Annotated in this window: 12 protein-coding genes; 6 read left to right on the forward strand and 6 right to left on the reverse strand. The window is 53.0% G+C overall.

Features of this window, described 5'->3' with window-relative positions:
- Positions 1–49: 49 nt before the first annotated feature.
- On the reverse strand, positions 50–2,104 hold the full coding sequence (locus tag ABD892_RS23415; protein ID WP_345198665.1) for an AsmA family protein: 2,055 nt from the start codon (positions 2,102–2,104) through the stop codon (positions 50–52).
- On the reverse strand, positions 2,101–3,240 hold the full coding sequence (locus ABD892_RS23420) for an NAD(P)/FAD-dependent oxidoreductase (RefSeq protein WP_345198666.1): 1,140 nt from the start codon (positions 3,238–3,240) through the stop codon (positions 2,101–2,103). The genes ABD892_RS23415 and ABD892_RS23420 overlap by 4 nt, the downstream gene beginning before the upstream one ends.
- A gap of 186 nt (positions 3,241–3,426) precedes the next feature.
- Here ABD892_RS23420 and ABD892_RS23425 point away from each other — a divergent pair, with 186 nt between their 5' ends.
- The gene (locus tag ABD892_RS23425) at positions 3,427–4,338 is read left to right on the forward strand and encodes a nucleoside-specific channel-forming Tsx family protein (RefSeq protein WP_345198667.1); all 912 of its coding nucleotides are present in this window, start codon (positions 3,427–3,429) and stop codon (positions 4,336–4,338) included.
- Here ABD892_RS23425 and ABD892_RS23430 read toward each other — a convergent pair.
- Entirely contained in the window at positions 4,335–7,370 is a 3,036-nt protein-coding gene (locus ABD892_RS23430; RefSeq protein WP_345198668.1) for a hypothetical protein, read from the reverse strand. The genes ABD892_RS23425 and ABD892_RS23430 overlap by 4 nt on opposite strands.
- A 188-nt stretch (positions 7,371–7,558) precedes the next feature.
- On the opposite strand from ABD892_RS23430, the gene ABD892_RS23435 reads away from it, so the two are divergent.
- Entirely contained in the window at positions 7,559–7,813 is a 255-nt protein-coding gene (locus tag ABD892_RS23435) for a hypothetical protein (protein WP_345198669.1), read from the forward strand.
- Between the two features lie 7 nt (positions 7,814–7,820).
- Here the strand turns inward: ABD892_RS23435 and ABD892_RS23440 are convergent, their stop codons facing one another.
- Positions 7,821–8,225 (reverse strand): acetyl-CoA sensor PanZ family protein, encoded by a 405-nt coding sequence (locus tag ABD892_RS23440; protein ID WP_345198670.1) that lies wholly within the window; start codon positions 8,223–8,225, stop codon positions 7,821–7,823.
- Positions 8,226–8,443: 218 nt separating this feature from the next.
- Here ABD892_RS23440 and hisB point away from each other — a divergent pair, with 218 nt between their 5' ends.
- The 4 genes from hisB (at position 8,444) to hisF (ending at position 11,326) form a co-directional block, all read left to right on the forward strand.
- Positions 8,444–9,037 (forward strand): imidazoleglycerol-phosphate dehydratase HisB, encoded by a 594-nt coding sequence (gene hisB / locus ABD892_RS23445; RefSeq protein ID WP_345198671.1) that lies wholly within the window; start codon positions 8,444–8,446, stop codon positions 9,035–9,037.
- 35 nt (positions 9,038–9,072) lie between these two features.
- Complete coding sequence (gene hisH, locus ABD892_RS23450) at positions 9,073–9,711, forward strand: imidazole glycerol phosphate synthase subunit HisH (protein ID WP_345198673.1); 639 nt, start codon at positions 9,073–9,075, stop codon at positions 9,709–9,711.
- Positions 9,712–9,787: 76 nt separating this feature from the next.
- A complete protein-coding gene (gene hisA, locus ABD892_RS23455; protein ID WP_345198674.1) occupies positions 9,788–10,549 on the forward strand; it encodes a 1-(5-phosphoribosyl)-5-[(5-phosphoribosylamino)methylideneamino]imidazole-4-carboxamide isomerase in 762 nt (253 codons plus the stop codon).
- A gap of 3 nt (positions 10,550–10,552) precedes the next feature.
- Entirely contained in the window at positions 10,553–11,326 is a 774-nt protein-coding gene (gene hisF / locus ABD892_RS23460; RefSeq protein WP_345198675.1) for an imidazole glycerol phosphate synthase subunit HisF, read from the forward strand.
- A 101-nt stretch (positions 11,327–11,427) separates the two neighbouring features.
- On the opposite strand, the gene ABD892_RS23465 is transcribed toward hisF, so the two are convergent.
- Together ABD892_RS23465 and ABD892_RS23470 are read right to left on the reverse strand one after the other, a co-directional pair.
- Positions 11,428–12,486: a DUF6160 family protein gene (locus ABD892_RS23465; RefSeq protein ID WP_345198676.1), complete on the reverse strand. Its 1,059-nt coding sequence runs from the start codon at positions 12,484–12,486 to the stop codon at positions 11,428–11,430.
- Positions 12,483–13,523 (reverse strand): hypothetical protein, encoded by a 1,041-nt coding sequence (locus ABD892_RS23470; RefSeq protein ID WP_345198677.1) that lies wholly within the window; start codon positions 13,521–13,523, stop codon positions 12,483–12,485. The genes ABD892_RS23465 and ABD892_RS23470 overlap by 4 nt, the downstream gene beginning before the upstream one ends.
- Positions 13,524–13,563: the final 40 nt, after the last annotated feature.

The following is a 13,563-nucleotide window of genomic DNA, read 5'->3' on the forward strand; positions in this document are numbered from 1 at the left end:
GCAAAATCTGTGGATGGGTGTGGATAACTTTTTTTGTGGTTAACTCTTTCTATTGAAAGAAATTTTTTAATTTATCCCCAAGTTCTTCACCCAGTTGGTCACCGAATTTCTTGCGGAGCTTGTCATCCAGTTTCTGCTGTAATTTCCCTTTCAACTCCCGCTCGGCCACCGTGGCAGCCAGCTCTCCAAGACGTTGTTCATCAATGCCACACAGGTCGCTGTCGCCGATTTTGCCGCTGCAGCGAATCGGCCAGGAGAGGTCGGCATACTTTTCATTGATGCGGCAGGCGGGTTCATCTTCTTCTGCAGTGCTGCCGGTTACTGTGACGCCCATGGAGTAATCCAGACTTTGATTCACCAGGTTGATTTTGCCACCACCACAGAGGTTGAGTTGGTCCATTGCTGCGCAGAGATTGTTGTTGGTCGCTACCCCATCGCTGATATTGAAGGTGCCTTTTAGGGACGTGAACTCGGTTTCGTCGGGCCAGTCATCCTTGCTGATGGTTTTTTTCCGTATTTTGGCGATACCGCTGCAGACTGTTTTGTTGAGGTTCATGCCGTGTAGGGCGCCGTCATCCACATGGAACTCAATCACGCCATTGAGGTGTTCGATCAGTTCCGGTTTGGTGAGACCGCTGGTCAGCAGTCGAATACTGGCATTGGCCTTGCCTGTGACTGCCTGCAGGTCTGGAATGGCCTTGGAAAGGGCGTGAAGGTTGATGCCCTGAACCGTGCTTCTTGTGGATAGTTGTGGTGTTCCATTGGCATCAATGCTGGCCTTGCTATCAATGACACCATCATAAAAACCGGCATTCAGTTTACTGATCGACAGTACACCATTGCTGGCTTTTATCGTCAGCGTGGGGTGGTCAAAAAGGAAGCCTTTCGCGGTCAGGGCTGATAGTGACAGCTTGCCCTCAAGGTTGAGTGGTTTTATCAGATCAACCGGAATAATGGTGGGATGAACTACGGAGTTATTCGCCGGTTGCTGACTGGGTGCCGTTTCGGAGACATCAGTTGCCGGTGCAGTAGACGCTACGGGGAGATAATCATCCAGCAGAAGGTCTGACCCCTTCAGGGTGAAGCGCAGGGCGTTGCTGCTGATATCTGTTACTGCCAGCTTTCCACCCAGATCGAAACCGTCCAGTACAAGCCTAAGGTCTTGCAGGCTGGCGTGGTTATTGGTGGCGTTTACGGTGGTTGTCAGGCTGACCCTGGTCAGTGCCTTCGGGTTGCCCATTTCGGGCAGAGGCATGCCAAGTTGTTTCAGAAATTGTTGGATATTGACCGGTTCCAGAGCGACGTTGCCATCCAGTTGACCCTCAGCCCCTGCCAGTGTGGCAGTAATGGTCAGTGCTACCGGGTTCTTTTGTTGTTCTGGGGTGACGGTCAGACTCAGTTGATCGGCTTTGAATGTGTTGCTTTTCAGGTTCAGCATTAATGCTGTTTCCAGGGAAAACGTAGCATTCAGTGGTGGTTCACTGCTTTTCAGTGAAAATCCTGCCTTCAGGTTAAACGGCTGGCCTGCCTGAATGGCATCCGTCTGCAGGTGGGCGTTGTGGATCGCCAGTGATTGACCGGTCTGTTGATCCTGGTAATTCAGGTTGATCTGGCTGATATTGACGCTGGCTATGTTCAGGGTCAGCGTCTCTTTTGATGTTGAGGATTGAGTCTGAGCCGGTTCGCTGGCAGTTTCTGCGTTGGGACTTTCTTTGGGTTCAGTCCAGTTAGGTCTTCCCTGGGCGTCGCGCGAAAGGTTCAGGGTCAGCCCGTCAAGAACCAGCGCCTGCATATCAACACGCTGGTCAAGGATGAGCGGCAATACCGCGACATGAATATCCGCCTGTTTCAGGGTGGCCAGAGGCTGTTTATGGATATCATCAACCTGGATATCCGCCACACTCAACCCCAGTCGTGGGAAAATAGACCAGCTGATCGGGCCGTTGAGATGTAAATCGTAACCGGTGTTTTCAGAGACGATAGATCGAATCTGCTCCCGGTAATCATTCGGGTTAATGACGACAGGCAGTAGTACCGCCGCCAGAATGACCAGTACGATCAGGCTGACAACAATGCCGGCCAGCCACTTGAAGAGAGTCTTCATTGCAAGTGTTCCCTGGGATCCTGTCCCTCTAACAGTGATTCAACATACCCGGCCAGTGCCAGGGAGGCGGTGAGTCCTGGAGACTCAATGCCGAAAAGATGGATCAGCCCCGGCAGCCCGTGAGTTTCATGGCCCTGGATCACAAAATCCTGGGACGCTTCGCCTGCCTGTTGCAGTTTGGGGCGTATGCCGCTGTAGTCCGGTTGCAGTGCGCCGTCCGGCAGCGCAGGCCAGTAGCGGCGTATGGCAGCATACCAGCTTTCAGGGGCCTCGGCAGACATACGGTAATCGACCGTATCGATATACGCTGTGTCGGGTCCGAAACGGGTATTGCCGGCCAGATCCAGCGTGGCATGAATGCCAAGCCCCGTGGTGTTCTGTTCTGGCACCGGGTAAACGAGGTGGCGAAAGGGCTGGCAGCTGCCTTGCAGGGAATAGTAGTGTCCCTTGCAGTAATAGAGCGGAGGAATTGGAGTTTTGCCGGGCAAATCGGTTGCAATTTGTTGGGCGCCGAGCCCGGCAGCATTGATCAGAGTGCGACTGTGGAACTGGTAAGTTTCACCATTAGTAACGGCGGTCACAAGAAACCCATCCTGCACATTGTTGCATGACATTGAAAGAACGCGAGTGCCCGTAACCAGCTCGGCATCATTCTGTGTGGCTTCCATTAGCAGGGTTTGCATATAGGTATGGCTGTCGATGATTCCTGTTGAGGGGGAGAACAGCGCGGCTATACCAGTGACTGCCGGTTCCTTTTCTTTCAGTTTTTCCTGAGATAACCACTGGAGATCCCTGACACCATTGGCTGCTGCATGAGAATAAATGTGTTTCAGCTGGCCGGTCTCTGCTGCAGTGGTGGCGACAATCAGTTTACCGGTACGGCGACAGGGAATGCGGTGTTGTTCACAATAGTTGTAGAGCAATGCTTTGCCACGGACACAGAGGAAAGCCTTGAGCGATCCTGAAGGATAGTAGATACCGGCGTGGATCACCTCACTGTTACGGCTGCTGGTTTCCTCACCGAACCGGTCATGCTGTTCCAGCACAAACACGGACTTGCCCGGGCGAGCCAATTGCCTGGCAATGGCAAGACCGATTACGCCCGCGCCGATAATGACGGTGTCAACTTTCTCCATGATGTTGTTTTAGCTGGTTATTCCTGTTTTTCCGGTTGTGATCCTAACACCTGATTCCCTTTGTTGCAGGGTATTTACCGGCTGTTTTGACGGTTCCTGTCTACACTCAGGGACGCTCCTGAAGTGTTTATTACTGCTGTCTTTATCTCTACATCCTCTCGCCCTGTTTCTTGCCGGAGAAGTCCCGTGTGTAAAGTTGATGGTTTGCGAGCTTTCCGCCGACTGGCTGGATTCTGTTTGTTAATTGGAATGGCCTGTTCGGTTCAGGCAGAAGATTATTCAGAAGATACCCGGAAATATGATCACCTGTGGATGAACTGGCACCTGTACCGGGGCATTGATCAGCGTGGTGGTCCCTACAAGTTTGATGATACTTACTTTGAGATTGAGTTTGGCGGCCGTTCCGGGATTGTCGCGATTTACGGGTATGTGGATATCCTCGATATCCTGGGCAGCTCCCACAGCGACAAGAATAAACAGGACAACTTCTTTGCCAAGGTATCGCCGCGGATCTCGCTGGATGGTCTGTTCGGCAAAGACCTGGCCATTGGGCCAATTGTTGAGTGGTACCTTTCATTCACGCTCAATGCCATGGATGGGGATAAGTATGAGCTGGATGAAAACGACAAGGTTATCGACAAGAACGGTGGTGGGCAGAACCTCTGGGTAGGTTTTGGCGCTGACGTGATGGTGCCATGGCTGGGTAAGACCGGTGTGGATTTCTACAAACGCTATGTATACGACAACTATGGCGCTTCCAATGAACGGTCATGGGATGGCTACGTTTTGCATGCCAACTGGTTCAAGCCGCTCAAGATGCTGGATGGTGACCGGATGATCGCGTTTCAGGGGTATTTTGACTGGGAGTTCGACAGCAAAATTCCGAAGAATGAGAATGCCTTCGAGAAAGCTTACCGGACGGATGATTCCTTTCAGGCTTACCTGGGCCTCTGGTATCACGATAAACATTGGGGAGCGGGTTATGGCGCAAAGCTCTACCACCATATGACCCAGTGGAAAAATGGCGAAGTGCTCAATGGCAAGAAAACCGACTCCAACGGTGTGGGGCACTATTTCAATGTTTTCTATCGGTTCTAGGAACCGATAGCGTTGCGAAGGCTTGCGACGGATCGGGTCCAGGGATTCAGCTTGTTAGCCAGTTCCCGCACACCGGGTTTTTGCAGTGCCTGTTGAGCGGCCCGGCTATTGGGATACTGTCCTTGCACCAGCACATACCAGTCACGGTCATTACGGCGGAAGCGGACGGTGACAGCATCAGTCAATTCCGGATAGCGGTATTGCAGGTCTGCCAGGACATCCGGCTTGTTGGCTGCCAGCCATTGAATAGTGTACGTGCCATCAGGTGCCTGCATAAGGCGTTGGATTGAGTCATCCATGGGAATGCTCATGTGTGAGAACACAGCCTGCGGCAGAGGACGACTGTTTCGGATGCTGGCCATGGGACGTGTGACCGGACGTAAATCGTTGGCCAGCATTGCCATACGCGGTTGGCGCAGGGCATCCATGGCAGTCAGGTTATCCCGGTAACGGCCCTGCACCAGTGCATAACTGCTGCCACCATGACGGGGAATCTCGATGGCTTCCGCGCCGGAAAGCTGTGGATAACGCGCCTGAATCTCACGGATTTCACCCGCTGTCTGTGCGATTGCCCATTGAATGGTGTAGTCCCCTTGGGGTAAGGCGGCCGGAGCCTGTCCTACGTCTGGTGCAGAATGCGTCGTATTGGGCATGACCAGATCCAGCTTGTGGATACCGGCCAGGGAGCGTGTCCATGGGTTCAGCGCACGGGCGATATGATTCCAGGGTTCCTGGTTCAGTAACTGGCTGGCGCTGTGTTTATTCGGGTATATGCCTGTCAGGAGTATGTGCCATGTCTGGCCCTGCCTGCGGAAACGGACAACACTCGCATCCTGCAATGCGGGGAAGCGTTGCTGCAGACGCATGATTTTGGCCGGTTGCGTGGTGGCAAGCCACTGGATGGTCAGATGGTTTCTGGGTGCCTTGAGGAATTGATCCAGCGTTGCAGGCCTGGTTTCTACTGGCTGCCGGTTGAAACTGACCGGTTGCACTGCGCCGCCACTATAGGGATTGGAAGCATAGGCGTTGTGCGTCGATGCCGGTGTAGTCGCCCGACTATTACCCGTGAAACGGTTGTAGGCTTCATCTGTTGGTTGCCTGTAGTCATCATTAGCCGGTTGCTGCGGTGCGCTGGACTGATAGGGTGACCGTATCGGGTCTGGCTCAGCCGTTTTCTGTCGGAAACGCTCAATCGAGTTAACAGGCGTTGAGGGTTGTTCCGGTTTTCTTTTGGCTTCCGGTGCCGATTGTTTTGGCTCAGATGTACTGGAGGCCAGCTTGAAAATGTCGTTGGGCGATATGGGCGGTGGCCGGTTGAATTGCTGCATTCTTGCATAGGCGTTATCCGGCTTTTGCCTGGGAATATCCTCTGCCGCCGCCTGAGGCCATGAGGGTTCGGTGTTGTATTTAGGCAGCGACGGCGCTAATCGTTCATCAGCCCGGTAACGATAAGGTTGCTGCGCAACGTGTTGCTGAACGGTTTGCTGGGGAGCAGATGCTTGGCGTGGCGCAGGCGCATAAGTGGCTACCGGTTGTCCCGTCAGAGACCAGCTGGTCTGCCCATTGGTGTTTGGCTGCGCCTGCATGAATGGCTGGTAGTTTCCTGCAGATTGTGGCGGTGCCAGCGTTGAGTTTTCACCACTGTTATAACTGTAATGAGGCTGTTGCGGCTGTTCAGCAATCCCCGGAACATTGACGTTTCTTGGATCACTGCGACGCTGTGGCGCAGATGCCAATGGATGTTCTGCCTTCGGGGGAAGGGTGTTATGGGGCGCATAACGCCAACGGTCAGGCGGCATGTCCATGCCATAGGGCATACGGCGCTGGGGTTGGCTCGCCACGCTGGGCCGCACAGCACGTGCTTCCCGTTCTGCGGGCGTTACTTCAACGTCAGGAAGTGGAGGTAATGGTTGGGATATTGTCTGAGCAGTCGCATAAGCAGGTGCTGATGCTGGCTCAGGCATGGGTTCCGGTGTCGGTACATAGCCTTGGGGAACCGGTGGTTGTCCGGTAGCCTGCCTGACCAGCAGTTGCCCGCCAACGCCTATGGGCCGGGGAGGCGACACCGGTTGAGGTTGTGCAACTTGCGTGGGTTGTTGTGGTGCAGGTTGTGCGGGTTGGGCCTGCTGTCGTGTCAGTTGCTTCGCTACCGTGTAAGGATTCCTGGCAATGGGGGCGGCTTGCACCATGCCCGGTGGCAGCAGGGAATCCGGAGACGTGATTGTCTTTTGCGGAAACACCGGGCCGGGTTGCAGACCGGAAAGAATGCCTGATGTTTTGACTTCTTCATCCCGTGCGGCCAAGGCCAGCTCATGGTCATGATCATTCGATTCGGTCAGGGAAGAGCGGGCTGTTGCCTTGTCCAGCCACTGATCGGCCGATAAATCCTGTTCGCCGGATTTAGCGGCCTTCTTCTGTTCTTCGTAGGTTTCCCGTGAGTTATCGACAAGGTTGTGCAGCAACCGGGTATCGTCCAGGTGACTGACGGTTTCTGGTTCTTCAGCTTCCTTCCAGGATGAACGTTTCTTGGCGCGTTTCAGCCACTGAGATAGCAGGATGGAATTCTGGACTTCATCTTCTGAGATTTCGCCAGCTGAAGGTGCGGGCAGGTCGGGCTCCGGGATCAGGTTCTGATCTTCCGGCCAGGATGATGCGGTCGTTAACCGATCTACCCAGTCCTGCTCAGCCAGGCTGCGCATGGGATGTTCTTCGTATTTTTTCAGCGCCAGAATTTTTTCCGTCGGGTCGACTGCTGGATGCCGTGGATTGGTTTCTTTCAGTGTCAGGTTGGCGAGTGAATTGTCAATCTCTGACCGAAGTTCCTTCAATTCCGCCAGTGTCAGGGTATAGGGCTGCCCGGGGCCTGGGCTGCAGCGCCAGTCCTCATTGATAGTAGACATACACTGCCAGGCGGCGGTGTAGCCAACGGGGGATGACAGGGCTAAAACAGGCGATACGTATCCACTGCCGCCTACGGCAGCCACCACACTGATGCTCAGCAGTGTTGGTAACGGGAACGTGCGTCCTTTCATTGTGTTATTCCGGTGTCGACTCTTTTAAGTTATCTGATTGGTGGGTGATTGCAAGCCTGCGCCAGCCCAGCTGTCATGCCACTTCGGGCGTGTTATGCACAGGAAATAACAAAAACCACTTTATATGCAGTGTTTTTCTCAGCGCACACTATGCTTGCCAGGTTTGTAAAAAAATTAAGGCTGGATAAATGGCTTATGGTGAATTGCAGTTGGAAGGACGTGCACTGACGTCCGAACTGGTAAGGCTGATGGCGACCCTGTCATCAGAACTGGAAGCGGCACCGGCTTCCCGTGAGTTATTTCATATTACTGAGGAGCTCCATTACCAGACGTTGAAACTGGAACGGTTGGCGCGGGAGTTGTTGACGCTCAGTGATGTCACTGGGCGATCCTGTCGTCAGGCCCATGACGAGAATCTGGATGAAATCATGGGCTGCTGGTAAGTGACTATTAGACTTGTGCCTTTAACCAGGCAGGCAGTGCGGGTAGTTCCAGATCTTTGGGTATTGCACAGTGCAGCGCGCGACTTTTTTCGTCGGCTATCTGGTGCAGCACATCCATGATCCGTTTTCCCACGCCCCGGTTACGGGTTACTTTCCTAACGCACAAATAACTGGCGGTCAGGGCATGCGTAGCTTCTTTTACGGTGACGGCACCCAGCAATCGGTCATTAAAGCGGGCTCCATACAGTTGTGTACTGGCATCCGGACGCAGGGTTGTCAGTAAGTCTGCAGCGTCATTGATATTGCAGGATTCTGGTAACAGTCCGTCAGGTGCATCCTGGTAAATCTTCTGCAGGTCGTTCAGGTCGCTGGGGGTGGGATGTGCCGGGAGGATTTCGAGCAGAATGGGCATGAGGACAATACCTGAAAACACGGTGTATGAAATAAGAAAGGGATAATACGGCCAGCGCGGCTGATCGCAAGTCTGCATTGGCGACAAGGAATTCGTGTCACGCCCTGCGCAAGACTATATAATGCCCCCACCAGAATAACTCAAACGCCCCAGAGGCCTGTTGCTGATGGCTGTTTTACCGTAACAGCCGGCGACAGTTATCCCAAACGGAGCAGATTATGGCTGACCGCAAGGCCACCGTTGAGCGCAATACGCTTGAAACCCGCATCCGGGCAGAAATCAACCTGGATGGAGACGGGCAGGCTGCTTTCGATACCGGTATTCCTTTCCTTGAACATATGCTCGACCAGATTGCCCGGCATGGTCTGATTGACCTTAATGTCCGGTGCGAGGGCGATACGCATATTGATGACCACCATTCCGTCGAAGACATCGGCATCACCCTTGGGCAGGCCTTTGCCAAGGCTGTGGGTGACAAAAAAGGCATTAACCGTTATGGCCATGCCTATGTGCCGTTGGATGAAGCGTTGTCCCGCGTAGTAATCGATTTCTCCGGTCGTCCCGGTCTGGAATTTAACGTGGATTATACCCGTGCCATGGTGGGCGGTTTCGATGTGGACCTGTTCCGTGAATTCTTCCAGGGCTTTGTTAACCATGCACAAGTCTCGTTGCATGTGGACAACCTGCGCGGCATGAACACGCATCACCAGATAGAAACGGTTTTCAAGGCGTTCGGTCGTGCCCTGCGTATGGCACTGACAGCAGACCCTCGTATGGCGAACCAGATGCCGTCGACCAAAGGTTGTCTGTAATCCCTGCAGGGCAAACGGTTATCAATGGAGAACGCATGAAGACAGTAGCGGTCATTGATTATGGTATGGGTAACCTGCACTCGGCGGCCAAGGCACTGGAGCATGTAGCACCGGACGGCATGCGAGTGGAAGTTACCGCTTCACCGGATGTGATTCTGGAAGCCGACCGGGTGGTGCTGCCCGGCGTCGGCGCTATTCGCGATTGTATGGCGGAAATTCGCAGACAGGGTGTCGACAAACTTGTGCAGCAAGTGGTGCAGAACCGGCCACTGCTGGGTATCTGCGTCGGCATGCAGGTATTACTCGAGCACAGTGAAGAGAATGGCGGCGTAGAGGGCATTGGTCTGGTGCCGGGCAATGTAAAGTTCTTCGGTCGTGACCTTCAGGAAGACGGCGAAAAGCTCAAAGTACCTCACATGGGTTGGAGTCAGGTGCGTCAGACGTTGGATCATCCGCTCTGGTCCGGCATTGAAGATGACAGTCGCTTCTACTTTGTCCACAGCTATTATGTCACGGCGGATAACGCGGGCGATGTGGCTGGCCATTGCGATTACGGTCTGACCTTTGATGCAGTGCTGGCACGGGATAACCTGTTTGCTGTCCAGTTCCACCCGGAAAAGAGTGCAGACGACGGGCTTACCCTGCTGGGTAATTTCCTGCGCTGGAATCCGTAAGCCTGAATGCAAATGCGTTATGCAACGCTGCGTTGTTGAGATACCAAAAGAAGTATCAGGGAGTTAATCACGTTCCATGCTTATCATACCTGCGATAGACCTCAAGGACGGCGCCTGTGTGCGCCTGCGTCAGGGACTGATGGACGATTCCACCGTATTCTCCGATGATCCCGTTGCCATGGCGCAGCGCTGGGTTGAGGCGGGTTGCCGAAGGCTGCACCTGGTGGACCTTAATGGCGCCTTTGCCGGTGAGCCGGTCAATGGTGACGTGGTGCGTGCGATAGCAGCCCGTTATCCGGAACTGCCCATCCAGATTGGCGGCGGCATCCGTACACTGGATACCATCGAGGCTTACCTGAAAGCTGGCGTCAGCTACGTGATTGTTGGTACGAAAGCCGTTCGTGAGCCCGCGTTCGTGGCGGAAGCCTGCAAGGCGTTCCCCGGTCATATCATTGTTGGTCTGGACGCCAAAGATGGCTGGGTGGCAACCGATGGTTGGGCGGAAGTGTCGGATATCAATGTCATCGACCTGGCTCGTCAGTTTGAAGGCGACGGTGTCTCTAGCATTGTTTATACCGATATCGCCCGTGACGGCATGATGCAGGGTGTCAATGTGGAAGCGACGCTGCGTTTGGCGCAAAGTGTGAATATTCCGATTGTGGCCTCCGGAGGCATCACCAATATGGATGATATCCGTGCCCTTAAAGCGGTTGCTGATCAGGGCATTCTGGGCGCTATTACCGGTCGCGCGATTTATGAAGGCACGCTGGATGTAGCTGAAGCGCAGGCATTCTGCGACCAGCCTGATCAGGCCTGTGTTCAGACAGCGGGAGAGTAAACCATGGGGTTGGCCAAGCGAATCATTCCCTGTCTGGATGTGGATAACGGCCGCGTCGTCAAAGGTGTCCAGTTTGTGGATATCCGTGATGCTGGTGATCCGGTAGAAGTTGCCAGACGCTACAACGAGCAGGGTGCTGATGAGATTACGTTTCTGGATATCACTGCCAGTCATGAAGGCCGGGATACTACCGTGCATACGGTGGAGCGGATGGCCAGCGAGGTCTTTATTCCGTTGACGGTTGGCGGGGGTATTCGTGAATTGGAAGATATTCGTACTATGCTCAACGCGGGAGCGGATAAAGTCAGCATCAACACGGCTGCAGTGTTTAATCCGGAGTTTGTTCGGGCAGCGTCCGAAAAATTTGGCGCCCAATGTATAGTGGTAGCGATTGATGCAAAGAAGGTTAGTCAGCCTGGTGAGCCTGACCGCTGGGAAATCTTTACCCATGGTGGCCGCAAGTCCACCGGTCTGGATGCGGTGGAATGGGCCAGAAAGATGGAAACTTATGGCGCAGGAGAAATCCTGCTGACCAGCATGGATCAGGATGGCGTCAAAAACGGTTATGACCTTGGTGTCACCCGGGCAATCAGTGATGCGCTTACTATTCCTGTGATTGCATCAGGTGGGGCTGGCACATTGGACCATCTGGTGGACGGAATTAAGGAAGGACGTGCCGATGCAGTACTGGCTGCCAGCATCTTCCACTTCGGGCAGCACACAATTCCCGAAGCTAAGCAGTATATGGCGGAACAAGGGATTGAGATGCGGCTGTGATTTAACAGCAATATGTTCATTCTATGGATACTTGAAGAAGCTGAAGCAGCAATCGGTGTATTTGCTGCTTCAGCTCTTTCGTTGTGTAGGCACTATCCGGGTTATCGGGGAATCATGTAGATACTGCCCGTAGTTTGGAAACTGCCTTGAACCTGAAGGCCTAGAACAGGCTGGCTGGGTTCGAAGTCAGGGGGGCCGAGTGTTAACACGACATACTCGTCTTGTCCGTTTCCTGAGCCCGTCTGCCAGTTATACCCCTGTCCTCCGTCGGACAGGTTCTCGGAAATACCAACACTACCGGCAGAGCTGTTTTTGTAACATCCCCCCTGGTTGCCAGCACAAGCTAAGATATTTCCGTCATCATCAGTAATCCACAGAAATGCGTCGGTACCCGTTCCACCCCAGTCCCAGGATTTCATTTCTATGCGTACCTGCTCCGGTGAGTCGACCTGTAATTTGATATAGGGGGAGTTGTTGCCAGGTGCATTGTCACAAGCACGTCCACCGCCTATGCCATCGGCATAACATGTTCCTGAACCGACGTTCTTTTGCCATGAACTGTTCCATTCTTGCCAACCATTATTCGTGACAACGTTACCAAAATATCCACTACCACTGGGGTGGTGGCGAGAATCCTCAAGAAGCTCGCCACCGTTGACGCGTATCTGGAAGGATAGATCCCCTCCAATAAAGTGATATCCGGCTCCTGATGTATTGTGGTTGGCAGCATATAGGCGATAAATACGAGGTTCCTGCTGTTCAAAACTGCTGGCATCCACTGGCGTAATGAGCAGGTTATCAAACCCCAAATCATTAATGTTTACAGTGGTATCCATACCGAAGCGAATGGCATTGGCAGCGGTATGTCCACTGCCATCCAGATTGGGAATCTGCGTCACAAGATCGGTTGTTAATCCGCTTACTTGGAAATCAGCCGTGACATTGTCCATTACCAGGGGATAAATGGCGGATTCGGGATTTTCAGTATTGGTGTACCGAATTTCATCAATGCTGGCTGAAATATCGAGGTCAACAGTGATGCCTGCTTGCCCACTGATATCAGTCATATCTTCATCAGCGATGGCAACCAGATCAGCCTGGCTGACTATGGAAGGAAATATGAGCATGAAACATTTGACACGCAGTAGCCTGTTCATCATCGTGCCAGATCCCTTGGTGTGAATTTCATGTACTGTATTTCCATGCCCTCGATTTCCATGACATTTTCTGTCGGATCAATCGGTGTGAAGGCATACTGTGCAACGCCATTCACATCACCGGTATACAGTGATGGATGGGGGGTATCGCCAAATGTGATGGATTTTGCGCTGATGTTGCCTATTTTGGCCGAGTAACTGACACTGGTTTCTCCCGCATAGCGTGCTTGGGCAGCTTCCTTGGTCAATGGGGCCAACTCTATGGTAATGCCCATGTAATCGGCACCGGGTTGGCTGAAACCCGGCCGATTGCCATCCAGTTGATAATCACCTTCGAAACCACTGGTATAGACATAAAGAGGCTGGTCTTTTTCTCCCAGCTTCATGTTCTTGATTTCCAGTCCATTGATTGATGTTGCACTGCTGCTACTGTCAGCATCACCATCAATGACCAGAGAATCCGCGACCAGGTTGATCGTGCTGGCCATAGCGGGACCTTTGCCTGGAACAGTCCAGAGTTCTGCGTAACTGTCGATCAGCTTCATGGCATTAACGGAGATTCTGTAATCATTAATGTTGCTGGTGGTGATTGTGTCGCTGAAACCATCATACGCGTTGTAGCTGAGACGGTAGCTGGCATCTATGGCATCTGCACTGTTGGGTATCCTGAAAGCGAGATAATCACCTCTTGCGTCTTCCTCAATGTCACCTAACACCAGTGGGTCATCAACGGTACCAATGTTAAAACCCTGGTTTGTACCGGCTTTTTTCCATTTGAGTTCAGAAAGTGTCAGGAGATTACTTTGGTCTCCGGCTTTATTGTTACCCAGATTTATCGTGACTCGCCCACCGTTAGGGTCGTTATTATTGCCACTATCCAGGCTGATATCCCGTAATACAAATCCAAAGCCTGCCCCAGCACCAGAGACATCGCTGAGTTCAGACTCTTCCAAAGCTGCAAGATCGGCTTGCAGGTTCAGCGAAAACAACCCTGTGCAAAAAAGTGCCAGTGAAAACGCATAATGTTTGCTTTCAGGCATGGTCTAGTCCCTTTCTGCATGAGAGACATGCAGTCTGTTT

Origin of the sequence: Kistimonas scapharcae, from assembly GCF_039540975.1 — a bacterium.
Classification (GTDB): Bacteria; Pseudomonadota; Gammaproteobacteria; order Pseudomonadales; family Endozoicomonadaceae; genus Kistimonas; species Kistimonas scapharcae.

Bases quoted from the DNA above. Each gene is read 5' to 3' on its own strand.
- ABD892_RS23420 (WP_345198666.1), bottom strand. From the start codon at position 3,240: ATGGAGAAAGTTGACACCGTCATTATCGGCGCGGGCGTAATCGGTCTT.
- hisH (WP_345198673.1), top strand. From the start codon at position 9,073: ATGAAGACAGTAGCGGTCATTGATTATGGTATGGGTAACCTGCACTCG.
- hisB (WP_345198671.1), top strand. From the start codon at position 8,444: ATGGCTGACCGCAAGGCCACCGTTGAGCGCAATACGCTTGAAACCCGC.
- ABD892_RS23440 (WP_345198670.1), bottom strand. From the start codon at position 8,225: ATGCCCATTCTGCTCGAAATCCTCCCGGCACATCCCACCCCCAGCGAC.
- ABD892_RS23415 (WP_345198665.1), bottom strand. From the start codon at position 2,104: ATGAAGACTCTCTTCAAGTGGCTGGCCGGCATTGTTGTCAGCCTGATC.
- hisF (WP_345198675.1), top strand. From the start codon at position 10,553: ATGGGGTTGGCCAAGCGAATCATTCCCTGTCTGGATGTGGATAACGGC.
- ABD892_RS23465 (WP_345198676.1), bottom strand. From the start codon at position 12,486: ATGATGAACAGGCTACTGCGTGTCAAATGTTTCATGCTCATATTTCCT.
- ABD892_RS23430 (WP_345198668.1), bottom strand. From the start codon at position 7,370: ATGAAAGGACGCACGTTCCCGTTACCAACACTGCTGAGCATCAGTGTG.
- ABD892_RS23470 (WP_345198677.1), bottom strand. From the start codon at position 13,523: ATGCCTGAAAGCAAACATTATGCGTTTTCACTGGCACTTTTTTGCACA.
- ABD892_RS23435 (WP_345198669.1), top strand. From the start codon at position 7,559: ATGGCTTATGGTGAATTGCAGTTGGAAGGACGTGCACTGACGTCCGAA.
- hisA (WP_345198674.1), top strand. From the start codon at position 9,788: ATGCTTATCATACCTGCGATAGACCTCAAGGACGGCGCCTGTGTGCGC.